Genomic DNA, 21,051 nt, shown 5'->3' with positions numbered 1-21,051 from the left:
GTCCGAAGTTCCTGAGAATGCAGCCTTATCGGGCCTGAGCGCGCGCCGCAAGGTGGCTAAAAGGGCGGTCTGGCAGCGTTGCAATTGGGGCAATGGCCGCTATAGTCCGCGCGAATTTGACCGAACCGGTCGCCATTTGGGCCTGACCGGTTTTCCCCCGTTCTCACGAGGATCGTCCGAATGCTGATTACCCCTGCGTATGCCCAGGCTGCGGGCGCCGGCGACACCAGCGGCATGTTGATGTCGCTGCTGCCGTTCGCCCTGATCTTCGTGATCATGTACTTCCTGATTCTGCGTCCGCAGCAGAAGAAGGTCCGTGACCACGCCGACCTCGTGAAGAACATTCGCCGCGGCGACACCGTCGTGACCTCGGGCGGTCTCGTCGGGAAGGTCACCAAGGTCGTCGACGACGACCAGATTGAGTTCGAGATCGCCGATGGCGTGCGCGTGCGGCAGATGCGCTCGATGGTCTCCGGCGTGCGCGCCAAGGGCGAGCCGGCGAAGGAATCCAAGGAAAGCGCCAAGGATAGCGCCAAGGACGACGCGGCGGCGAAGTGAGCGCTTCCGCGAGTCTCTGAAATCCCCTGATCTGACAGGTCCAGTCGATGTTGTATTTCACGCGGTGGAAGGCGCTCGGGATTATCCTGACGGCGCTGATCGTGTGCCTCTGCGCGGTCCCGAACTTCTTCTCCGAAGCGCAGGTCAAGACCTGGCCCGCCTGGGCGCAGCGGAAGCTCGTGCTCGGCCTCGATCTCCAGGGCGGCTCCTCTTTGCTGCTCGAGGTCGATTCCAACTATGTGAAGAAGGAAAAGCTCGATCAGATCCGCGACGACGTCCGTCGCGTGCTGCGCGAGGCCAAGATCGGCTTTACCGGCGGCGTCACCGTGCGCAACGACGCGGTCGAGGTTCGCATCACCAAGGAAACCGACCAGCAGCCGGCGCTGGCCAAGCTGCGCGATTTGGCCCAGCCGCTCGGCGGCCTGATGGGATCCAGCGGTCAGCGCGACCTCGAAGTGACTGACGCCGGGGGCGGATTGATCCGCCTGAGCATCCCGCAGGGCGCGATGCTCGACCGTTTGCGCAAGACCATCGAGCAGTCGATCCAGATCGTCGAGAAGCGCGTCAACGAGCTCGGCACCGTCGAGCCAATCATCCAGCGTCAGGGGAACGACCGCATCCTGGTGCAGGTCCCCGGCCTTCAGGATCCGACCCGCCTGAAGGAGCTGCTGGGCAAGACTGCGAAGCTGGAATTCCGCATGGTCGATCCCTCGGTGCCGCCGGACCAGGCGCAGCAGGGCACGTTGCCGCCGGACACCGAGTATCTGCCGAACGCCTCGCCGCCGCCGCCCGGCGAGGTGGTCAAGAAGCAGGTGCTGGTTGCGGGCGGCGACCTAACCGACGCCCAGGCGACCTTCGACCAGCGTAGCAATGAGCCGGTCGTCAGTTTCAAGTTCAATAGCTCGGGCGCGCGCAAGTTTGCGCAGGCCACGCAGGAGAATGTCGGGCTGCGCTTCGCGATCATTCTCGACAACAAGGTGATCTCCGCGCCGGTCATTCGCGAGCCGATCACCGGCGGCCAGGGCCAGATCTCCGGCAGTTTCACCGTGCAGTCGGCCAACGATCTCGCGATCCTGCTGCGCGCCGGCGCGCTGCCGGCGCCACTGACTGTCGTGGAGGAGCGCACCGTTGGCCCGGGCCTCGGCCAGGACTCGATCGAGAAGGGCGAACTTGCCGCCTATGTCGGTTCGATCATGGTCGTCGTATTCATGCTGTTGACGTACCGGCTGTTCGGCGTCTTCGCCAACATCGCGGTCTGTATTAACGTCGCCATGATCTTCGGCCTGCTGTCGCTGCTCAGCGCCACGCTGACCCTGCCGGGCATCGCCGGCATCGTGCTAACGGTCGGTATCGCGGTCGACTCCAACGTGCTGATCTATGAGCGCATCCGCGAGGAATTACGCGGCGGGAGAAGCCCGATATCGGCGATCGACGCAGGCTTCAAGCGGGCGCTTGCCACCATCCTCGACTCCAATATCACCACCTTCATCGCCGCTGCAGTGCTGTTCATGATCGGCACCGGTCCGGTGCGCGGCTTCGCAGTGACGCTCGGCATCGGCATCATCACCACCGTCTTCACCGCCTTCACAATGACCCGCCTGATCGTCGCATGGTGGGTGCAGTGGAAGCGGCCGAAGACCGTGCCGATTTGACCATTCGAGGCCGGCTGTGACCACTACTCAAATCGTTCTCATCTCCCTCGGCGTCGTCATTGCTGTGCTGACCGTGGTCAGCGTGCTCGGGCTGCTGCCGTCGCTGCGCATCGTGCCGGATGACACGCATTTCGACTTCACCCAGTTCCGCCGCATCTCGTTCCCGATCTCGGCGACGCTCTCGATCCTCGCCATCGTGCTGTTCTTCACGCACGGCCTGAATTTCGGTATCGACTTCAAGGGCGGCACCCTGATGGAGGTGCGTGCCAAGTCGGGCACGGCGGACATTGCGCAGATGCGGTCCACCCTCGGCAGTCTGGGCCTCGGCGAAGTCCAGCTGCAGCAATTCGGCGGCCCCGCCGACGTGCTGCTTCGCGTTGCCGAGCAGCCGGGCGGCGACAAGGCGCAGCAGGCAGCCGTCGACAAGGTTCGCGCTGCCCTCGGCGACTCCGTGGACTATCGCCGCGTCGAGGTGGTGGGGCCGCGTGTCTCCGGCGAACTGCTGAGCTACGGCATGCTCGGCCTGATGTTGGCGATCGTCTCGATCCTGGTCTATCTCTGGTTCCGCTTCGAGTGGCAGTTCGCGCTCGGCGCCATGATCGCCAACGTGCACGACATCGTGCTGACGATCGGCTTCATGTCGATCAGCCAGGTCGATTTCGACCTGACCAGCATCGCGGCGCTTCTGACCATTTTGGGCTATTCGCTCAACGACACCGTCGTCATCTACGACCGCATCCGTGAAATGCTGCGGCGCTACAAGAAGATGCCGATGCCGCAGCTCCTCAACGAATCGATCAACTCGACGCTGTCGCGCTCGATCATCACCCACTTCACGGTGACGCTGGCGCTGCTGGCTCTGCTGCTGTTCGGTGGCCATGCCATCCACAGCTTCACCGCGGTGATGATGTTCGGCGTGGTGCTGGTCGGCACCTATACCTCGATCTTCATTGCGGCCCCGATCCTGATCTATCTCGGCGTCGGCGAGCATCGCGAAGATGCGGTCGATAAGGCTACGCCGGCGAAGAAAAGCAAGGCATGATCCGAACCGCATGCCCTCGCAGGAGTTTGCGAGGGCAGTAAGCTCATTCGGACGAAGCTCATGGCCGGCGATCCCAACGCACCGCATTTCCCACGCTCGGCGCCGATCGAAGCTTATGGCAAAGGCGGCTTTGCCTTTGCCGGCATGTCGCATCGGGGATCGCTGCTTTGCCTGCCCGACGCGATCTGGGCCTGGGACATAACGGACCCCACGAAGATCGACCGCTATTCGCTGGATCGGGTCTTCAAGTCCGCCAACAGCATCGACACGCTCCTGATTGGCACTGGAACCGGGGTCTGGCTGCCGCCGCCGGACCTGCGCCAGGCGCTTAAAGCGGCGAGGGTGGTTCTGGATACGATGCAGACCGGTCCCGCCGTGCGGACCTACAACATCATGATCGGCGAACGGCGGCGCGTCGCCGCCGCGCTGATCGCTGTGCCATGAGCGGCTCCGCGCCGCCGGCGGATTCTGCCGCGTTCTGCGCTGACCTCGTGCGCAGTCACGACTTCTCGCGCTATGCCGCGACCCTGTTCGCGCCTGCTGCCGAGCGCCGCGGGCTGCTGGCGCTCTATGCCTTCAATGTCGAGATCGTCCGCGTCCGCGACCAGGTAAGCCAGCCCTTGCCTGGTGAAATCCGCCTGCAATGGTGGACCGACATGCTGTCGGGCCAGTTCCATGGCAGCGCCGAGGGCAATCCGGTGGCGGCGGAGCTGCTCCGCGCAATCCGTGATTTCGACCTGCCGGTCGCCCCGCTGTCGCTGCTCGCCGACGAGCATCAATTCGATCTCTACAACGATCCGATGCCGACCATGACGGCGCTGGAGGGCTACCTCGCGGCGACCTCATCGGCGCTGTTCGATCTCGCCGCCCGGATCATGGGACCACCATCGGAGGCGGCCGAGCATCTCGCCCGCCATGCCGGGCTGGCGCAGGGCATCGTAGAGGTCATCGCCAATCTGCCGCGCGATGCGGCGCGCCGGCAATTGTTCCTGCCGCAGCAGGTGCTGGCGAGCCACGATTGCGACGTGGAAGACGTCTTCGCCGGCAAGGAGACGCCAAACTTGCGCGCCACGCTGGAGCAACTCTCGGGCGAGGCGCAGCAACATTTGACGACGGCCTTGTCGCTGCTGGTGGAGGTGCCGCTATCAGTTCGTCCAGCGTTCCTTCCGCTCGGACAAGCGCGGGCCGACCTCAAGCGCCTCTCGCAGCCCGGGCGTGATCCATTTGCGCCGCAACCGTCATCGCGGCTGCGTACGCTCTGGACGCTTTGGCGGGCTTCACGTTCGCGGGAATTTACCAAATAGCGGTTGGCTTATCGCCTCAAACTGTCAAATGCCCTATGCTGTCCTATGGCTGAGTTGTCGCAAAGCATCTCCTCTGATCTCAGCGGCCTTCCGGTCGCACCTGATGACATCTATGCCGCCGCCGCGACCATCCGCGGCGCGGTCGTCCAGACGCCCTGTAGCTACAGTCGCACGCTGAGCAATATCTGCGGCTGCGACATCTGGCTGAAATTCGAGAACCTCCAGTTCACGTCCTCGTTCAAGGAGCGCGGCGCGCTCAACCGCCTCGCCGCGTTGACGCCGGAGGAGCGCGCGCGCGGCGTCGTCGCTATGTCGGCGGGTAACCACGCGCAGGGTGTCGCCTATCACGCCAAGCGGCTCGGCATTCCCGCCACCATTGTCATGCCGGTCGGCACGCCCATGGTGAAGGTCGAAAACACCAGGCATCACGGTGCAGAGGTGGTCGTGACGGGCGCCACGCTGGAGGAGGCGGCTGCGTATGCGCGCAGCCACGGCGAAGCCCGCGGCATGATCTTCGTTCATCCCTATGACGATCCGCTTGTCATCGCGGGGCAGGGCACGGTCGGGCTGGAAATACTCGAGGCCGTGCCGGAGCTCGATACGCTGGTCGTCCCGATCGGCGGCGGCGGCCTGATCAGCGGGATCGCCATTGCTGCGAAATCGATCAAGCCGTCACTGCGGATCCTCGGCGTCGAGGCCTGGCTATACCCCTCGATGTACAACGCCATCCATGACGGCAATCTGCCGGCGCGTGGCGACACGCTCGCGGAAGGCATCGCGGTGAAGTCGCCCGGCAAGATTACGGCCGAAATCGTCCGCCGCCTCGTCGACGACATTGCACTCGTCAACGAAGCCGAGCTCGAGCGCGCGGTGGCGACCCTGATCTCGATCGAGAAGACGGTCGTGGAAGGCGCCGGCGCCGCCGGCCTCGCCGCGCTGATGTCCGACCCGTCCCGTTTCGCCGGCCAGAAGGTCGGGCTGGTGCTGAGCGGCGGCAATATCGACACACGGCTGATCGCATCGGTTCTGACCCGCGAGTTGGCGCGGGAGGGGCGGCTCACCCAGCTGTCGCTCGACATCCCCGACAGGCCCGGCCAGTTGGCTGCGGTCGCCGCACTGCTGGCCGAGGCCGGCGCCAACATCATCGAGGTCTCGCACCAGCGCACCTTCTCGGATCTTCCGGCCAAGGCGACGTTGCTGCAATTGGTGATCGAGACCCGCGACAGCGCCCATCTCGACGAGGTCATGGCGAAGCTTGGGGCATCCGGATTGAGTGCGCGCTGTACCTGAGCTGTGCACGCCCGCCGCTATCGCGGCGTCAAACCTGCCAAATGGGCGATCAGCCGATCGATCTCGGCTTCCGTATTGTAGTAATGCGGGGAGGCGCGCACCACCGGCGGCAGCGAGCGAATTTCGGCATCGATGCGCGTGCTCGACGGATCCGAAGCACCGATCGTGATGCCGGCTGCAGCCGAGTCGCTGACGACCGCGTCCGCCTCGCACCCTTCCACCGTGAAGCTGACGATGGCCCCCGGAGCGCGTCCGAGGTCGCGAATTCTGATGCCGCGAATGGACGCAAGACCGCCCCGGAGGCGGTCGGCCAGCATGCGGCAACGCTGCTCGATGGAGCCGATCCCGATATCGAGGGCATAATCGACCGCCGCGCCCAGCCCAAGCCGGGCTGCGTAGTTGTTCTCCCAGGTCTCGAAACGGCGCGCATCGTCACGCAGCCGATAAGCGTCCCGCGAGACCCAGGGTGCGGCGAAGTGGTCGATCATCGGCGGTTCGAGCCGCTGCAGCATCGCCCGGCGGACGTAGAGAAAACCGGTGCCGCGCGGGCCGCGGATGAATTTGCGACCGGTGGCCGACAACATGTCACAGCCGATGGCATCGACGTCGACCACCATCTGTCCGACTGCTTGGCAGCCATCGAGCAGATAGGGGATGCCGTGCGTCCGCGCGATCTTGCCGACAGCTGCAGCCGGATTGACCAGCCCGCCATTGGTCGGAACCCAGGTGATCGCAATCAGTTTCACGCGCTCATCGATCATGCGTTCGAGCGCGTCGAGGTCGAGCTCGCCGCTAGCATCGCTCGGCACGATATCGATCGCGACGCCTGTTCGCTTGGCGACCTGAAGAAAGGCGACATAGTTGGCCGCGTACTCCGCTTCCGCAGTCAGGATCCGATCGCCATCGCGAAACGGAAGCGCGTAGAACGCCATCTGCCAGGCAACCGTCGCGTTCTCCATCAGGGCGATCTCATCGGGCGCGGCATTCAGCAGGCGCGCCACTGAGCCGTAGACTGAATCAAGCCGGCGGGCCTCGCGGTCGGCGGCCGCATAGCCTCCGATCTCGCTCTCCAGATCTATGTGCTGCTTCATGGCTTCGGCGACAGCGACAGGCATGAGAGCCGCCCCCGCGTTGTGCAGATACGCAAGCCTGGAAGTGGCTGGCGTGTCGGCACGTACTCGCTCGATGTTGATCAAGTCAATCTCCGGCTCGGACTATCGTCGCGTCAGTGCGGCATTTCCTCGAACTGCGGCAGGTTGAGCGGCGTGTTCCACGACATGCGACGCTTGGTGAACATCTCGAGCTTCGGTGCGACGAGGTCGGGCCGGTCGAGGCTGCCCAACTGGACGAAGACCGTCTTGGGGAAGCTCTCGAGGTTAGTGGTAAAGACCCGCGAACCGCATTCCGGGCAGAAATTGCGATCCAGGCCTTTGCCGGAATTGGCGATGTAGTGAAACGCCTTCGGCTTGCCGCAGAGAAGCGTGAAATCGTCATCGGGTACCGCGAAGAAGGTCGCCATCTCGCCGCCCGAAGCGCGCTTGCAGTCGTTGCAATGACAATTGGCGATGAAGGACGGATCGGTGCTGAATTCGAACTTGATGGCGCCACAGGCGCATTGAGCGGTGTATTTTTTGGCCATTGATCGCCTCAGGTTGGTTGAGGATAGCGGCGCGATCATATTGGCCGGTCGGAGAAGCGCGCGCAACAATGCTTCCGGCGTGGCGTCTCGCCTCAGATGCAGAGGCCGAGCAGTTTGATGTGGCAGCCGCCGGATTTGGGCTTGCTCGCAGGAGCGGCTTCGCGTTTCACGGCAACGAGGGGCTCCCTATCCTTCTTGCCTTTGCCCTTCGGCTCGTAGTCGCCGGCGATCACCATCGCCCAATAGGTGCGTTTGCCGCTGGCGTTTTTCGCGCTCGCGATCCCCACGCGGGACGCGTTGTGCAGCAGCAGGTTCTTGCGGTGTCCGGACGAGTCGATCCACTGTCCCAGGGTTTTCTCGAAATTGTCGTAGCCGTAGGCGATGTTCTCGGCGGCGCGGCCTGCGCCGGCCGGTGCGACGCGGCGGTTGAACGGGCCGAGGGCGTCGTGACTGAGGTCGTCCTTCGTCGCCATCGCGCGCGCCTGGTCCATGGCGATGCGGTCGAGGGTCGAATCGCGGATGACGCGGACCTCACCATGCTTGAGGCGGAAGCTGGAGATCAGTTCGGCCGGAGAATCGGCCATTGCGGACGTGGTGGCGAGCAGCAGAAGGACGGCGATCAGGCCGCCAACCACACGATGCATCATCGTCCCCCGAGTGCCCATGACCCCGCCAAGTCCCCCCGCCAAGTTCGAATTATCGGATCGCTTCTCTATCGCCAATGTGGACGCTTCAAGGCGTGATCCACGCTAGCCCGCCGGCAGGTCGGCCTCGAAATTGAAGCGATCGCGCAGGTTCTTGCGCTGCTCCAGGATGTCCTTGAGGAAAGCACGGTCCTGGTCGTTCTTCATCATCGGCTCGATCAGGTCGAGCTGGTTCATGGCGACCAGTTGCAGGATCTCCGTGCGCGGCTTGCCGTCCGGATTGCGTGGCAGTGCGTGCACGACCTGGATGTGTTCCGGGGGCTTCGGCCCCTTGGTGGCGGTGAGCTCGTTCCGCAACTGGCCTTCGAGCGCGGCCTGATCGGCTTCGACGAAGGCATAGAGCCCGACACCGGAGCGGCGGTCGGCAAAGGCGACGATGGCGGTATCGCGCACGGCAGGATTCTTGCGGATCAATTCCGCCAGCACCGGCGCGTCGTTGACGAGCCTTCGGCCGCCGCCTTCACGGTCAGTGAAGTTGAATAGGCCGCGGGTGATTGCCCGATAGACCTTCTTGCCGGTCGCGAGCCACAGGTTGGCGGCGAACGACTTCTTCGCCAGGATCTTGCGCTCACGCGGCGTCAGCGCTTCAGGCGCGTAGGAGCGCTTGTGCTTGAGCAGATGCCGCAAGTCTTCATAGGCGAGGGTGCGATAGAGCCGGCCGCGCCGGTTGAAGCAAGCCGCGAGCTGGAAGTCGGTCACGTAGGCGAGCCCGTCGCGGCCGACCAGCCAGTTCTGTTCCTTGGCAAGGTCGTTGTGGCAAATGCCGGCGCGGCGCAGCCGGCGCAGCGCGGCCTTGGCCGAGCGAAAATAGGCGAGGTCCCCATGCGGCTTCGCCAGATGCAGCGCGACACCATCGACGAAGCTGCGCACCAGCGCGCGGCGTCCGGCCCACAGCAGCTCGGGGCCGACATTGAGTCCCTTGGCGAGTGCCAGCGCATGCGTCTCGCGGGCGAACAGATGGCGCGCCAAAAGGAATGACCACCACGGCACCTCGTCGAGGCGGCGCAGCACCGCGTCGACCTCGCCGTCATCGTCGCGGAAGCGGCCGCGCTCGACGGTCGAGAACACATCGCGCTTGAGCAGCACGCCCTCGGTCCATCGAGCCGAGAGTGTTGCGGCGTCGTCTTTGGGAAGGTTCATCGAAAACTCACGCCGCGGCGGCAATGCGCAGGTGATCGGCGATCCAGCGATCGAGATCGGCGAGCGCCAGCGCGCTCATCGCCTGCTTTTTGGCCACCGTCTTCTCGTTCCCGCGCAGTCGGCTTCCGTCGGGCTTCTTGGTCGGTGCGCTGGCGAGCGGCGGGAACAGGCCGAAATTGATGTTCATCGGCTGGAACGAGCGCGTGCCGGGCTCGATGGTCTCGATATGGCCGCCGGTGATGTGTCCGAGCAGGGATCCGAGCGCCGTCGTGACCGGCGGACTCGCAAGCGTCTCGCCGCGGACATCCGCTGCCGCATAGAGGCCGGCGATCAGGCCGACGCTGGCGGATTCCACATAGCCCTCGCAGCCCGTCATCTGGCCCGCAAAACGCAGCCGCGGCTGCGCGCGCAAGCGCAACTGGCCGTCGAGCAGCTTTGGCGAGTTGAGAAAGGTGTTGCGATGCAGGCCGCCGAGGCGAGCAAATTCCGCCTTCTCCAGCCCGGGAATGGTGCGGAAGATGCGTTGCTGCTCGCCGTATTTCAGCTTCGTCTGGAAGCCGACGATGTTGTAGAGCGTGCCGAGCTTGTTGTCCTGGCGCAGCTGCACGATCGCGTACGCCTTTGTGGTGGGATCGTGCGGATTGGTGAGGCCGACCGGCTTCATCGGCCCGTGGCGAAGAGTCTCGGGGCCGCGTTCCGCCATGACCTCGATCGGCAGGCAGCCGTCGAAATAGGGCGTGTTGGTCTCCCATTCCTTGAATTCGGTCTTCTCGCCGGCGACCAGCGCTGCGACGAAGCCGTCATACTGCTCCTTCGTCATCGGGCAGTTGATGTAGTCGGCGCCGGTGCCGCCGGGACCGACCTTGTCGTAGCGCGACTGGAACCAGGCCACCGACATGTCGATGGATTCGCGGTGCACAATCGGCGCGATCGCGTCGAAGAAGGCGAGGGCGTTCTCGTCGGTCAACTCGCGGATCGCGTCGGCCAGCGGCGCCGAAGTGAGGGGGCCGGTCGCAACGATGACGTTGCTCCACTCGGCCGGCGGCAGGCCTGCGACCTCGCCGCGCGCGATCTCGATCAGGGGATGATCGTTCAGCGCCTTGGTGACGGCCGCTGAGAAGCCGTCGCGGTCCACTGCCAGCGCGCCGCCGGCGGGCACCTGGTTGGCGTCGGCGGCGCGCATGATCAGCGAATCGAGGCGGCGCATCTCGGCATGCAGCAGGCCGACGGCGTTGTTGGCGGCATCGTCCGAGCGGAACGAATTGGAGCAGACGAGCTCGGCAAGCCCGTCGGTGCGGTGTGCCTCGGTCGTGCGGGTCGGCCGCATCTCGTGTAGCACCACGGGCACGCCGGATTTGGCCACCTGCCAGGCGGCTTCGGAGCCGGCAAGGCCTGCGCCGATCACGTGCACGGTATTTGATTGGGGTCCTGTCATGGGGCGGACAGGTAGCGCTTTTCGGCGATCAGTGGAATCGCCGAGATCGAGTTTTCTGCCTCCGGATGCGACAACGCCCGCACGAGGCGGGCGCTATCGGTTCGTCCGGTTAAGGGCTGAACGATATCAGCCCTGATACTGACCGGCGGCAACGCGCGGGATGTCCGAGCGATCGAGGCCGATGTCGGCCAATTCGCGATCGCTGAGCTGGGACAGCTCGGCAACATTGCGCTGATAGTCCCGGAAAGCTTGGATCATGCGGATGAGCGAGAGCAGCATTGGTAGTCTCCTGTAGTTCGATTCAGCTCTTGCCCGAGCCTCATCGTTGAAATGAATATAGGTGAGAGTGGTGCAGTGCGAAAGTTCCGATGTTGCGATGCAGCTAAGCGCTCAACGCATGGCATTGGTAACGGACGATTAACCCGGAAGCACTCCCGCCCAAAGGGCGGGCGAAACAGGAAGACGGGCACTGAAAAAGCCCGTCAATTCACGGATTTACTGCGGATGAGACGGTTCCATTCAGGGCGAAATAAGTTGCTTTCTGGTCGTCCGCAAGTTGACTGAATAGCTTCTATACCCAAGTCATGCATGCGCGAATCGCATGATGCAATGGCGCGAAAAATGAATTTATGTTCATTCATTGGTCATGCGTACCAGGGCGACGCACGCCATCATGGGCAAGCAGGGATAAAAGCGCCAGAGAAGCGGCGGGCGCCAAGCGATCGGCCCTACGCGCGTTATCCAGCAAGCATCTAAGGGGCGCGCGCGAGCTGGGTCGCGAAATAAGCGATGGTCTTGGAGTAGACCTCGCTCTTGTTCCACTGCTGCAGGACCGCGAAATTTGGACTGCCAGGCTGCCAATCCTTACCCTTCTGCCAGCCATAACCGGCAAGATAGTTCGCGGTGGAGGCGAGCACGTCGGGAGCGTTGTGCAGGAGATCGCGCTTGCCATTGCCGTCGAAATCGACGGCGTATTTCATCCATGACGACGGCATGAACTGGGTCTGGCCGAGCTCGCCGGCCCAGGCGCCCTTCATGTCGGCCGGTGCGAGGTCGCCGCGCTGGACGATGCGCAGCGCATCCAGCAGCTCGGCGCGAAACTGCTCGGCGCGCCGGCAGTCATAGGCCAGCGTCGCCACCGAGCGGATGGTCGCGAACTTGCCGGTATTGACGCCGAAATCGGTCTCGAGACCCCAGATCGCGACCAGCACCTCGCCAGGCACGCCGTAGGTCTGCTCGATGCGCGACAGCACCGAGCCGTATTGCTTCATCATGTTGGAGCCGCGCGTCAGGCGCGGCGGCACCATGCGGCCGGAAAACTCCTCGAAGGTCTGGCTGAAGACTTTCTGCGAACGGTCGCGGTTGAGCACGCTCTGATCGAGCGTTACACCGGCGAGCCCGGCGGAAATGGCCTGTTGCGAGACGCCTTTGGCCGCGGCGTCGGTTTTGAAGTCTGCAAGCCACGCGTCGAAATTGCCCGAACCGCAGGCAACAGCGGCGAGCGCGGGCTGAGCGGATAGGATGGATGCGGTGATGGCTAAGGCTGCGAGGGCGAGACGAGAAATCGTCGGGGTCATTCGAGCAAATAAATTCCGTGAAGTGATCTGAACGGCGGGCGCAATCTCGATGGAAACCGCGGCCAAAGCAAGGCGTATGACAGTGCGCGATCCTGCCCGCTCCGGGGCAGGATCGCACGTCACGAAATCGTCAGACGTCGGTCCGATTGCGCCAGGGGAAGAGGTTGGCGGGGAAGTCGGCGGCCGGCTTGCGTGGACGATGTGGCGGAGGCGGCACCGGACGCGCGCCCGGATCGGCCGCGATTGCCTTGCGGTAGAGATGCCAAGTGGCATGGCCGAGCACGGGGACGACTACGGCAAGGCCGAGGAAGGCCGGAATCGTGCCCAGCGCCAGCAGGACGGCCACGATCAGGCCCCAGGCCGCCATCGGCACCGGGTTCTTCGCGACAACGCGCAGCGACGTCACCATGGCCTCGAACGCGCCGGCATGGCGGTCGAGCATCAGCGGGAACGACACGGCGCTGATGCAGAGCGCGGCAAGGGCGAACAGGAAGCCGGTGCCGCAGCCGACCACGATCAGCCACCAGCCTTGCCGGCTCGTGAGCACGCGCGTCAGAAAGTCCGAGATCCCGGACGCGCCTTCATAGCCGAACGCAGCGACGTAAATTGCCTGCGCGGTCGCAACCCAGGTCACGAACAGGGCCAGCAGCAGCGCGCCGAGACCGAGCATGGCGCCGAAGGAGGGCGAACGCAGCACCTCCATAGCATCCCAGGCGCTGGCCTCCTCATAGCGCTCGCGCCGGCTGGAGAGCTCGTAGAGACCGAGCGCCGCGAACGGGCCGATTAGCGCGAAGCCCGCGGCCAGCGGAAACAACAACGGCAGCACTGAATAGCCCATCACCACGCGGGCGAGCACGAGGCCCAGCACAGGATAGATCACGCAGAGGATGATGGCGTGGCTCGGCACCGCCTTGAAATCGTCCCAGCCGCGCTTGAGCGCATCGTTCAGATCGGAGAGTTGGATCGTTCGGATCACCGGTCCAGCCGCTTCGGCGGTCTGGGCCATAGAGGGGACATTGCCCGGGTAGAGTGTGGCCATGGTCGCTAGCTCCCTTGCCATGCAGCCGAATCTGGCGCCAGCAAACGGCGCGAGCGGCCGCTGTTCTGAGTTTCGCGATCCCCAACCAGACGCGAATTCCGGATGGCATCGCGAACTGAACGTCAAGCGTACGCCCATTCACGAGTCCTGTCCCTCACGCTTGGGTGAGATTCGATGCCGCAGCGCAACCTCGATGATGTCATTCGGTCGTCATTTCGCCGTAGATAAGCTGATGCTGCTTGCTGGTCCGCGGAACTTTGCGGGTGCAACGACGCAACTTGGTCTATAAGTGCCACTCAAGGCCCTCCAGCGGGTCCTTTTCGGGGAGCAGACATGAGCATTTTCGGGAAAATTATGGGCGCGATCTTCGGTAGCCAGCCAGCTTCCGCCGCGCCCGCGGGTAGCGCACCGTCGGGCAGCGCGCCCGCAGGGGCCGCGCCGAGCGGATCGGCGCCCGCGGCGACGGTGGACGTTGCCTCGATCGTCGACGCGGCGGCCGCCGCGCACAAGGGCGAAAAGCTGGAATGGCGCACCTCGATCGTCGACCTGATGAAGGCGCTCGACATCGATTCCAGCCTCGCCGCGCGCAAGGACCTCGCCAAGGAGCTCGGTTACAGCGGCGACACCAACGATTCCGCGACCATGAACGTCTGGCTGCACAAGCAGGTGATGTCCAAGCTCGCGGCGAATGGCGGCAAGCTGCCGCCGGAGATCAAGCACTGACCGATCGCCCGGTCGCAATCCAAGGGCCCGCGATCGCGCGGGCCCTTTTGCATTCAGGCGACGAGATCCGCATCTTCCGGATGCCTGTCGAGATAGTCGACGACGAAGCCGCAGCCAGCGATCACCTTCCTGCCGTCGCGGCGGATCAATTCCAGCGCGCCCTTGACCAGCTCGGAGCCGATGCCACGGCCGCGCAGCGCGCGCGGCGTCTCGGTGTGGGTGATGATCACCGCCGACGGCGTCAGCCGGTAATTGGCGAAGGCGATCTCGCTGCCGACATCGAGCTCGAAGCGGCTTCTGTCCTTGTTGTCCCGTACCGATGGCGCCATGGAAAATCCTTCCGACCTGCTGCTTGCCTCTGATCTAGGCGCCTGAACCGGTCCTTGCCAAGATGCGACCAAGAGTGGTTGCCGCAGGGGAGATATCCGGAAAATGCGTGTCCCGCTCAGCCTCATCGCGCTGCTCGCCACGCTGATCTCGCCGGCGCCGGCGTTGGCGGCCGGCGGTCCGGCCTGGGAGGCCTGCGTCGGACTGGCCAGCACGCCGGACGAGCGGATCAAGGCTTGCTCGATCGTAATCGATACCAAGAGCGAGAGCGGACCTCGGCTGGCCGGCGCCTATTGCAATCGCGGCCATGGTCTGACGGAGAAGCGCGAGCTCGACGCGGCGCTGTCCGATCTCGACGAGGCGGTCAGGCTCGACCCCGGCTATGCCTGCGCCTACAACAATCGCGGCCGTGTCTACAGTTTCAAGCGCGACTATGATCGCGCCATTGCCGATTACGACCAGGCCATCAAGCTCGATCCGTCGCTGGCGCTCGCCTACAGCAATCGCGGCGAGTCGCGTTTCAACAAGGGCGATCTCGACGGCGCCTTTGCCGACTTTGACGCGGCGATCAAGCGCGATCCCAAATACGCCATGGCCTACGCCAATCGCGCACTGGTGTATTACCGCAAGCACGACATGGCGCACGCCATCGCCGACTACACCACGCGGATCAAGCTTGCACCAGATCTGCTCGCCTATATCGACCGCGGCAACGTGTATCGCGACAGCGAGCAGCTCGATCGCGCCGCCGCCGATTATGGCGAGGCGATCCGTGTTGCGCCGACCGACGCGCGCGGCTGGCGCAATCGTGGCATGATCCGGCTCTATCAGGGCGACAGCAAGGGCGGCCTTTCCGACTACGACAAGGCGCTGCAATACGATCCCTCCGACGTGTTCTCGTGGAACAATCGCGGACAGGCCAAGCTGCGGCTCGGCGACAAACAGGGCGCGATCGCCGATTTCAGGAAGGCGCTGGAATTCAAGCCGGGCTTGGCGACGGCGCAGGAGTCGTTACGGAAGCTCGGGGCGTTGTAGCTCTCGGCCGCTTCTCGCGACGACGGGGCTGCACCTCCATCAGGTCCTGAGAGTCCGGATGCTTCAATCGGTCGCCTTGGCGAGCCTGGAATCCTCCGGCTGCGCCTGCGGGCGCAGGCATCCCTGGCAGATGACGAGGGAACGGTTGACCCTGGCATCCTGTTCCGCCTCGATGCCGTCCTGCGCCTGCCACCATTCCTTCGAATAGGGCTGAAGCCCGGCTTGCGACCTGTTGAGCTCGGATCGGGCGATCCGTGCTGGTTCTGAGGCCCCGCGCGGGCGATTTGGATTTTCGCCGGCGCCGTCCCAGGCATAGCGCGCAGTCTTGAAGGCGGGATCGGAGGCGAGGTGCGCTTGTGGGCCCACGGCACATCCGGCAAGCGCCAGCGACAACAGGAGGAAGGCGGGCGCTTTGACCATGATGCGGCACTCTGTACGCGAGAACTGAGCGAGGTTGCGCCGATCATGTTTAAAATTTCCTGAACGGTGGGATGGGCTGCGCTGCGCCCAGCAGCCTTGCAGGGGTACTGGCGATGACGATAAATGGGCTGCAATGAGCGGGCGGCTCGCGTGCCGTCCGCCGCCGAAGAGGAAGCCCGATGCAGCCCCTGCGCATGTCTCGCCGCGTCATGAATCTCGCTCACATGCTGACCCAGAATGCGCGGCGGCATGGGGCGCGTTCCGGTTTCGTCTGGGGTGACAGATCCTGGACTTGGCGCGAGATCGATGCGCAGGTCTCGGCGCTGGCGGCAGCCCTCGCAGCGCGGGGCATCACTAAGGGCGACCGCATCCTTGTCCATTCCAAGAACGGCGACGAGATGTTCTTCTCAATGTTCGCGGCGTTCCGGCTCGGCGCGGTCTGGGTACCCACAAATTTCCGACTGATGCCGGACGAGGTCGCCTATCTCGCGCAGGCTTCCGGCGCGAAGGCGTTTCTGTGCCATGTCGATTTCCCCGAGCACGCCGCGGCGGTGAGCGGTGGCGCGCTGGAATTCACCTGGAGCATCGACGGTCGGGCGCCATTTGCCGAAACGTCGGTTGCGGATGCCGTCGCGTCGCGCGCCGGCACGGTGGTCGAGAACGTCGCGGTCGAGCACGACGATCCCTGCTGGTTCTTCTTCACGTCGGGCACCACCGGCCGCTCCAAGGCCGCGGTGCTCACCCACGGCCAGATGGGTTTCGTCGTCACCAACCATCTCGCCGATCTCACCCCTGGCGTCACCGAAGCGGATGCCTCGCTGGTGGTGGCGCCGCTGTCGCATGGCGCCGGCGTGCATCAGCTGGTTCAAACCGCGCGCGGCGTGCGCACGGTGCTGCTGCCGACGGAGAAATTCGACATCGACGAGGCGTTCCGCCTGATCGAGGCGCATCGGGTCAGCAATCTGTTCGTGGTGCCGACCATTCTGAAGATGATGGTCGAGCATCCCGCCGCCGACAAATACGACCACTCCTCGCTGCGCCAGGTGATCTATGCGGGTGCGCCGATGTATCGCGAGGACCAGAAGGCTGCGCTGAGGAAGCTCGGCAAGGTCATCGTGCAGTATTTCGGCCTCGGCGAGGTGACCGGCAACATCACCGTGCTGCCGGCGGCGCTGCATGATCCTGAGGACGGGCCGCACGCGAAGATCGGCACCTGTGGCTTCGAGCGTACCGGCATGCAGGTCTCGATCCAGGACGACGAGGGCCGCGAACTCGGCGCCAACCAGAGCGGCGAGATCTGCGTGATCGGCCCCGCGGTGCTGGCCGGCTACTACGACAATCCCGAAGCCAATGCGAAGGCGTTCCGCAACGGCTGGTTCCGCACCGGCGATCTTGGCCACATGGACGAGGAGGGGTTCGTCTACATCACGGGACGAGCCTCCGACATGTACATCTCCGGCGGCTCCAACATCTATCCGCGCGAGATCGAGGAGAAAATCCTGACCCATCCTTGCGTCGGCGAGGTCGCGGTGCTCGGCGTGCCCGATGCAACCTGGGGCGAGGTCGGCGTTGCCGTCTGCGTCGCCCGCGAGGGCGCGAAGCCGGTGAGTGAAGCGGAGATGGCGGCGTTCCTGTCGCCCAAGGTGCCGCGCTACAAGATGCCGAAGCGGTTCTTTTTTTGGGAGGCCTTGCCGAAATCCGGCTACGGCAAAATTCCCAAACGGATGGTTCGCGACGAGCTCGAGGCCCGCGGCCTGCTCGATCTCGACAAGACAAGGACGGGCTGAGCGAAGGTCATGCGCAGCATCAAGCAGCCCGGCGCGCCGGTCGCCGAACGCATCCAATGGGTAGAGGCGAGGGGGCGTCCCTTCTCCTTCACGCTTCAAGCAGGTCTCCCGCTGCTGGAGGCGGCGCGCCGCGGTTTTGCCGCGGAGGGATTTGCTGGCGGCGTGCTCAGCTTCGGGCGCGGCGCGCTCGGGCCGTTCGGCTATGTCATGCCGGCGCTGTCGAAGACCAGCGAGAATGCTGCGTTCTATAGCGAGACATTCCGGCCAAGCGGCGTGACGCGCACCAGGCTCGGCAGCATGACGCTGGGCATGCGCGATGGCGCGCCGTTCTTTCATTGCCATGGGCTGTGGACGGAGGCCGATGGCCGCGCCGGTGGTGGCCACATGCTGCCGGACGAAACTGTTGTCGCCGAGCCGTTCGAGGTCGAGGCCTTCGGTGTCGATGGTGCGATGTTTGCCGCCGAGCCCGATCCCGAGACCAATTTCAAGCTGTTCGGGCCGGTGGCGACTGCGCGCACCGGCGCACGCACGACCAGCCGCGCTTTCGCGCTGCGGCTGCGCCCCAATCAGGATTTCGCCTTCTGCCTCGAAGACTTCTGCCGCGCGCAGGGCATTGCGCGCGGGAAGATTCACGGCGGTGTCGGCTCGACCATCGGGGCGCGCTTCACCCATGGCGGCGTGACCGAGCCCTTCGCGACCGAGCTTGCGGTCACAGCCGGCACGATTGCGGCCGGCTCCTGCGGCGCGCTCGGAGCCGCACTCGACGTCGCCCTGATCGACTATACCGGCGGCAGGGCGGAGGGCCGTCTGATCCGTGGCGACAATCCCGTGCTGATGACCATGGAGCTGGTGCTCGAGGTGTTGGACTAGTTCCGGCGAACGATCAGTGAGTGCGTAGCTTGGCAATGGCCAAGTACGTGGAGTCACTGATCCCCGAACTCGATCCCTGAAACAGGTTGAGCAGGGGGGATTGGCCCTGGCCGGTGCTCTGGCTGTTTCTGATGTCATACATGGCGGAGAAACGGCTCAACAGCTTTGTAACCTTCGCGGGATCGGACAGATCCTTGATCTTCATGAATCTGTCCACGAACTTGGCCTGCTGATCGATCGGCATCGCCGCCATCGAGTCAGGCAGATCGAAGGTGGTCCTGAACACCTCCGAAAGAGCCTTGTCGGCAAGGATGTCATATGCGGACGTGATGTCCCCCGCCTTTCGCTGGAAATAGAGCGCCAGGCGCACGCCGGGATTCGCATCCCCTTGCTGCTGCTCCAGGCTTTGCTCGACATAGTTCGCTTGTGCTTCCCGAAACTGATCCCGCTTCTGTGGACCCATCATCGGAAGACGTGCGACGTTGCCTTTACTGTCGAAATTGAACGACGCCACGATTTCGGCAAAGCGAGGATCGTTCTCGGTGTTCGCGAAGCTCTTTGGATCGTTGAGATCGGAGCTGAAGATCTTCTTGAGAAATTCGGTGCTGACCTTCCTGGGGTCCAACCCCTTTGCCAGGAGGATGAAATCGACCATCGGCCTGTTTGCGAGAAGATCGGAAACGCTGTCGATGCCGGCGATCGCCTGCTGATATTCCGACGCATCCTTCGTGGCCTGGGCCCGAACTGCGGCCTGCTGTTGGGGCGTTGCCGTGCTGGCGCTCTTCACCGCTCCAATGACGTAGTCCTTCGCCATCTGGAGGACTTCAGCCGAGTCCTGAGCCACCAAGGGGGTCGTCAGATTGCCTTTTGCGTCGAAGTTGAAGGCGCGTGCCAGCTCCAGATATCGATCGTCCTTGAGGGTATAGACGTAGCTTTTGGGATCGTTGATGTCGCTTTCGAGCACGGCCTTGACAGTCGCCGGCGAGACGTTTGCGGGGTCGAGGCCGACGGCTCCCAGCGCAAAATCATAAACGCCCGGTGTCGATACGAACGCCTGGACTGAATTGATCTTGAGGATGGCAGTTCTGAATTGCCTGATTGCGAAAGCTTCGTTCAACGGACTTGCCGCCGAATAGACGGCGGACTTGCTGTCGTCGAACTTCTGTTTCGTGATCGTGACATTTGCGGCAGTCTGCGCCGACACACCTGACGGAAGCGACCCGTCGGAGGAAAACTCGAATGCACCGGCCAGGTCGACGAACCGGCCAATCGTCCCTATCTGGTCGCTGAGGCTGGAAATGCTGCTCGCATATGACTCCAGATGATGCTTTTCGACCAGGATCTGGACGTTCAACTGGGTCACGTTCGCGCCCGGTTGTGAGAGTTGGGTGGTGTAGTCGGCTATCCTTGAATTGGCCGCGGTGACATCCGATCGGGCCTGAGCAAGATCGGCGTTGAGGCCACTCAGCTGAGAGGCGAAAGTGGTGTTGACGTAGCTGCTTGGATCGGATGGATCGCTGCGCAAGACCTGGCTGATGGTGTCACGCGACCATTTGCTTTGATCGATCCCGTACGCCGAATAGATATAATTGCGAAGGCGGTCGTTGTTCAGGAGCTGGTCTGCACTGCTGATGTTGCCGATTTCGGCGCTGTAGTAATTCGAGTCGCCGGCAAGTGCATCGACCTGGCTCTTCCTGGTCGCCGTGTACAGACCGATCATCTCGTCGGTCTGGTTCTCCGATTGCGCAACCGGCGTGGCACTGCCATTGAAGGAAAATGCCGCGGCGAACTCGCGGTAGCGTTTGTCGACCAGCTTGTTGACGAAGCTGTTTGCGTCGGAGAGGTCGCTCTCCAGCACCTTTTTCATGAAGGCCTTGGCGTAGGCCATGTCTTCCAGGCCATACGCCTTCGTTGCATAATGATAAAGGCGATAGTCTTTCATGAAGTCGTCGACGGACTTCACCTTGCCGATGTGGGCTTTGTAATAGGCGGCCTCTCGCGCCACGTCCTGTTGCTGTTCAACCCGCGTCAGGGACTGCTTGAGATTGCGCGTGATGTAGCTGTAACTGAAATACGTTGATACCATCGCGCACTCCTCGCGGCTTTACGGTCCCGGACGTCCGTCAATCATTGCGGGGTCGTGAGGTGAGGGCGGGCCTCATGCCGCTCAAATGTCTCAGAGCTGGGTTCTCCAAGGCGATTTCGGACAGCAATCTCAGATTCCAGTTTGCCCTCGCGACGCATGTCGGGGTTTGTTGCTGCATATTTCTCAGATGCAGCTTTCGCGAGGGTTGCGTTCCGGATATGTTCCGACCGAGAGCCCGAATTCATCTGGCACTGCTATTCAGGTGATACGCGCGGTTTCGCATCCTCGCGGCACATCGCGCCCGAGCTTTGCGGTATTGTTTGCCCTCAAAAATGCCGAGGGCGCAGGGAAGGCCGGGTGCCGGCTGGCACCCACGGTCCACTGTGCGAAGGTTGCGCTACAAGAGGCTGCACAGCGGCATAC

Annotated in this window: 21 protein-coding genes; 10 read left to right on the top strand and 11 right to left on the bottom strand. The window is 63.6% G+C overall.

Going from position 1 to position 21,051, the window contains the following annotated elements:
• Nucleotides 1-180: 180 nt before the first annotated feature.
• The 6 genes from yajC to BRA1417_RS0124740 are packed head-to-tail and all read left to right on the top strand — an operon-like array spanning nt 181 to nt 5,846.
• Nucleotides 181-558 (top strand): preprotein translocase subunit YajC, encoded by a 378-nt coding sequence (yajC, locus tag BRA1417_RS0124765; protein ID WP_027518118.1) that lies wholly within the window; start codon nt 181-183, stop codon nt 556-558.
• 47 nt (nt 559-605) lie between these two features.
• Nucleotides 606-2,210: a protein translocase subunit SecD gene (gene secD, locus BRA1417_RS0124760; RefSeq protein ID WP_027518117.1), complete on the top strand. Its 1,605-nt coding sequence runs from the start codon at nt 606-608 to the stop codon at nt 2,208-2,210.
• Nucleotides 2,211-2,226: 16 nt separating this feature from the next.
• Nucleotides 2,227-3,252 carry a protein translocase subunit SecF gene (gene secF, locus BRA1417_RS0124755; RefSeq protein ID WP_027518116.1) on the top strand — a complete coding sequence of 342 codons (1,026 nt, stop codon included), beginning with the start codon at nt 2,227-2,229 and terminating at the stop codon, nt 3,250-3,252.
• Between the two features lie 60 nt (nt 3,253-3,312).
• Nucleotides 3,313-3,696: an Mth938-like domain-containing protein gene (locus tag BRA1417_RS0124750; protein ID WP_027518115.1), complete on the top strand. Its 384-nt coding sequence runs from the start codon at nt 3,313-3,315 to the stop codon at nt 3,694-3,696.
• Entirely contained in the window at nt 3,693-4,556 is an 864-nt protein-coding gene (locus BRA1417_RS0124745) for a phytoene/squalene synthase family protein (protein WP_027518114.1), read from the top strand. Before BRA1417_RS0124750 ends, BRA1417_RS0124745 begins: the two co-directional genes overlap by 4 nt.
• Nucleotides 4,557-4,601: 45 nt before the next feature.
• On the top strand, nt 4,602-5,846 hold the full coding sequence (locus BRA1417_RS0124740) for a threonine ammonia-lyase (protein ID WP_027518113.1): 1,245 nt from the start codon (nt 4,602-4,604) through the stop codon (nt 5,844-5,846).
• Nucleotides 5,847-5,863: 17 nt separating this feature from the next.
• On the opposite strand, the gene BRA1417_RS0124735 is transcribed toward BRA1417_RS0124740, so the two are convergent.
• The 8 genes from BRA1417_RS0124735 to BRA1417_RS0124700 form a co-directional block, all read right to left on the bottom strand.
• Nucleotides 5,864-7,042 carry an aminotransferase class V-fold PLP-dependent enzyme gene (locus BRA1417_RS0124735; RefSeq protein WP_027518112.1) on the bottom strand — a complete coding sequence of 393 codons (1,179 nt, stop codon included), beginning with the start codon at nt 7,040-7,042 and terminating at the stop codon, nt 5,864-5,866.
• A 29-nt stretch (nt 7,043-7,071) separates the two neighbouring features.
• Nucleotides 7,072-7,485, bottom strand: coding sequence for a GFA family protein (locus tag BRA1417_RS0124730; protein ID WP_027518111.1), 414 nt, complete (start codon nt 7,483-7,485; stop codon nt 7,072-7,074).
• Between the two features lie 92 nt (nt 7,486-7,577).
• On the bottom strand, nt 7,578-8,129 hold the full coding sequence (locus BRA1417_RS0124725) for a CAP domain-containing protein (protein WP_035969516.1): 552 nt from the start codon (nt 8,127-8,129) through the stop codon (nt 7,578-7,580).
• Nucleotides 8,130-8,234: 105 nt separating this feature from the next.
• Nucleotides 8,235-9,329 carry a serine/threonine protein kinase gene (locus BRA1417_RS0124720; protein WP_027518109.1) on the bottom strand — a complete coding sequence of 365 codons (1,095 nt, stop codon included), beginning with the start codon at nt 9,327-9,329 and terminating at the stop codon, nt 8,235-8,237.
• A 7-nt stretch (nt 9,330-9,336) separates the two neighbouring features.
• A complete protein-coding gene (gene trmFO, locus BRA1417_RS0124715) occupies nt 9,337-10,764 on the bottom strand; it encodes a methylenetetrahydrofolate--tRNA-(uracil(54)-C(5))-methyltransferase (FADH(2)-oxidizing) TrmFO (RefSeq protein WP_027518108.1) in 1,428 nt (475 codons plus the stop codon).
• A gap of 126 nt (nt 10,765-10,890) precedes the next feature.
• Entirely contained in the window at nt 10,891-11,043 is a 153-nt protein-coding gene (locus BRA1417_RS42990; RefSeq protein WP_007590701.1) for a DUF1127 domain-containing protein, read from the bottom strand.
• A 473-nt stretch (nt 11,044-11,516) separates the two neighbouring features.
• The gene (locus tag BRA1417_RS0124705) at nt 11,517-12,341 is read right to left on the bottom strand and encodes a lytic murein transglycosylase (RefSeq protein ID WP_027518107.1); all 825 of its coding nucleotides are present in this window, start codon (nt 12,339-12,341) and stop codon (nt 11,517-11,519) included.
• Nucleotides 12,342-12,471: 130 nt separating this feature from the next.
• On the bottom strand, nt 12,472-13,380 hold the full coding sequence (locus BRA1417_RS0124700) for a DUF2189 domain-containing protein (protein WP_027518106.1): 909 nt from the start codon (nt 13,378-13,380) through the stop codon (nt 12,472-12,474).
• Nucleotides 13,381-13,713: 333 nt separating this feature from the next.
• Between BRA1417_RS0124700 and BRA1417_RS0124695 the strand changes: the two genes are divergently transcribed.
• Entirely contained in the window at nt 13,714-14,103 is a 390-nt protein-coding gene (locus BRA1417_RS0124695) for a DUF3597 domain-containing protein (protein ID WP_027518105.1), read from the top strand.
• 53 nt (nt 14,104-14,156) lie between these two features.
• Here BRA1417_RS0124695 and BRA1417_RS0124690 read toward each other — a convergent pair whose 3' ends face one another.
• The gene (locus BRA1417_RS0124690) at nt 14,157-14,432 is read right to left on the bottom strand and encodes a GNAT family N-acetyltransferase (protein WP_018458006.1); all 276 of its coding nucleotides are present in this window, start codon (nt 14,430-14,432) and stop codon (nt 14,157-14,159) included.
• 103 nt (nt 14,433-14,535) lie between these two features.
• Between BRA1417_RS0124690 and BRA1417_RS0124685 the strand changes: the two genes are divergently transcribed.
• Entirely contained in the window at nt 14,536-15,465 is a 930-nt protein-coding gene (locus BRA1417_RS0124685; protein ID WP_027518104.1) for a tetratricopeptide repeat protein, read from the top strand.
• A 63-nt stretch (nt 15,466-15,528) separates the two neighbouring features.
• Here BRA1417_RS0124685 and BRA1417_RS0124680 read toward each other — a convergent pair whose 3' ends face one another.
• Nucleotides 15,529-15,885, bottom strand: coding sequence for a hypothetical protein (locus tag BRA1417_RS0124680; RefSeq protein WP_027518103.1), 357 nt, complete (start codon nt 15,883-15,885; stop codon nt 15,529-15,531).
• 179 nt (nt 15,886-16,064) lie between these two features.
• Between BRA1417_RS0124680 and BRA1417_RS0124675 the strand changes: the two genes are divergently transcribed.
• On the top strand, nt 16,065-17,672 hold the full coding sequence (locus BRA1417_RS0124675) for an acyl-CoA synthetase (RefSeq protein WP_027518102.1): 1,608 nt from the start codon (nt 16,065-16,067) through the stop codon (nt 17,670-17,672).
• A 9-nt stretch (nt 17,673-17,681) separates the two neighbouring features.
• Nucleotides 17,682-18,542: a PCC domain-containing protein gene (locus BRA1417_RS0124670; protein WP_027518101.1), complete on the top strand. Its 861-nt coding sequence runs from the start codon at nt 17,682-17,684 to the stop codon at nt 18,540-18,542.
• A 13-nt stretch (nt 18,543-18,555) separates the two neighbouring features.
• Here BRA1417_RS0124670 and BRA1417_RS0124665 read toward each other — a convergent pair whose 3' ends face one another.
• Nucleotides 18,556-20,628, bottom strand: a complete 2,073-nt coding sequence (locus BRA1417_RS0124665) for a DUF1217 domain-containing protein (protein WP_027518100.1) — start codon at nt 20,626-20,628, stop codon at nt 18,556-18,558.
• Between the last annotated feature and the right edge of the window lie 423 nt (nt 20,629-21,051).

It is taken from the genome of Bradyrhizobium sp. WSM1417, assembly GCF_000515415.1.
In the GTDB taxonomy this organism is placed as follows: Bacteria; Pseudomonadota; Alphaproteobacteria; order Rhizobiales; family Xanthobacteraceae; genus Bradyrhizobium.
This window is presented reverse-complemented; position numbering and strand designations above follow the sequence as displayed.

Excerpts from the sequence above, each read along its gene's own strand:
- BRA1417_RS0124725 (WP_035969516.1), bottom strand. The coding sequence starts at position 8,129 with ATGCATCGTGTGGTTGGCGGCCTGATCGCCGTCCTTCTGCTGCTCGCC.
- BRA1417_RS0124700 (WP_027518106.1), bottom strand. The coding sequence starts at position 13,380 with ATGGCCACACTCTACCCGGGCAATGTCCCCTCTATGGCCCAGACCGCC.
- BRA1417_RS0124720 (WP_027518109.1), bottom strand. The coding sequence starts at position 9,329 with ATGAACCTTCCCAAAGACGACGCCGCAACACTCTCGGCTCGATGGACC.
- BRA1417_RS0124690 (WP_018458006.1), bottom strand. The coding sequence starts at position 14,432 with ATGGCGCCATCGGTACGGGACAACAAGGACAGAAGCCGCTTCGAGCTC.
- BRA1417_RS0124745 (WP_027518114.1), top strand. The coding sequence starts at position 3,693 with ATGAGCGGCTCCGCGCCGCCGGCGGATTCTGCCGCGTTCTGCGCTGAC.
- BRA1417_RS0124670 (WP_027518101.1), top strand. The coding sequence starts at position 17,682 with ATGCGCAGCATCAAGCAGCCCGGCGCGCCGGTCGCCGAACGCATCCAA.
- BRA1417_RS0124705 (WP_027518107.1), bottom strand. The coding sequence starts at position 12,341 with ATGACCCCGACGATTTCTCGTCTCGCCCTCGCAGCCTTAGCCATCACC.
- BRA1417_RS0124675 (WP_027518102.1), top strand. The coding sequence starts at position 16,065 with ATGCAGCCCCTGCGCATGTCTCGCCGCGTCATGAATCTCGCTCACATG.
- BRA1417_RS0124665 (WP_027518100.1), bottom strand. The coding sequence starts at position 20,628 with ATGGTATCAACGTATTTCAGTTACAGCTACATCACGCGCAATCTCAAG.
- BRA1417_RS0124685 (WP_027518104.1), top strand. The coding sequence starts at position 14,536 with ATGCGTGTCCCGCTCAGCCTCATCGCGCTGCTCGCCACGCTGATCTCG.
- BRA1417_RS0124730 (WP_027518111.1), bottom strand. The coding sequence starts at position 7,485 with ATGGCCAAAAAATACACCGCTCAATGCGCCTGTGGCGCCATCAAGTTC.
- BRA1417_RS0124740 (WP_027518113.1), top strand. The coding sequence starts at position 4,602 with ATGGCTGAGTTGTCGCAAAGCATCTCCTCTGATCTCAGCGGCCTTCCG.
- BRA1417_RS0124680 (WP_027518103.1), bottom strand. The coding sequence starts at position 15,885 with ATGGTCAAAGCGCCCGCCTTCCTCCTGTTGTCGCTGGCGCTTGCCGGA.
- BRA1417_RS0124695 (WP_027518105.1), top strand. The coding sequence starts at position 13,714 with ATGAGCATTTTCGGGAAAATTATGGGCGCGATCTTCGGTAGCCAGCCA.
- BRA1417_RS0124750 (WP_027518115.1), top strand. The coding sequence starts at position 3,313 with ATGGCCGGCGATCCCAACGCACCGCATTTCCCACGCTCGGCGCCGATC.
- BRA1417_RS42990 (WP_007590701.1), bottom strand. The coding sequence starts at position 11,043 with ATGCTGCTCTCGCTCATCCGCATGATCCAAGCTTTCCGGGACTATCAG.
- yajC (WP_027518118.1), top strand. The coding sequence starts at position 181 with ATGCTGATTACCCCTGCGTATGCCCAGGCTGCGGGCGCCGGCGACACC.
- trmFO (WP_027518108.1), bottom strand. The coding sequence starts at position 10,764 with ATGACAGGACCCCAATCAAATACCGTGCACGTGATCGGCGCAGGCCTT.
- secD (WP_027518117.1), top strand. The coding sequence starts at position 606 with ATGTTGTATTTCACGCGGTGGAAGGCGCTCGGGATTATCCTGACGGCG.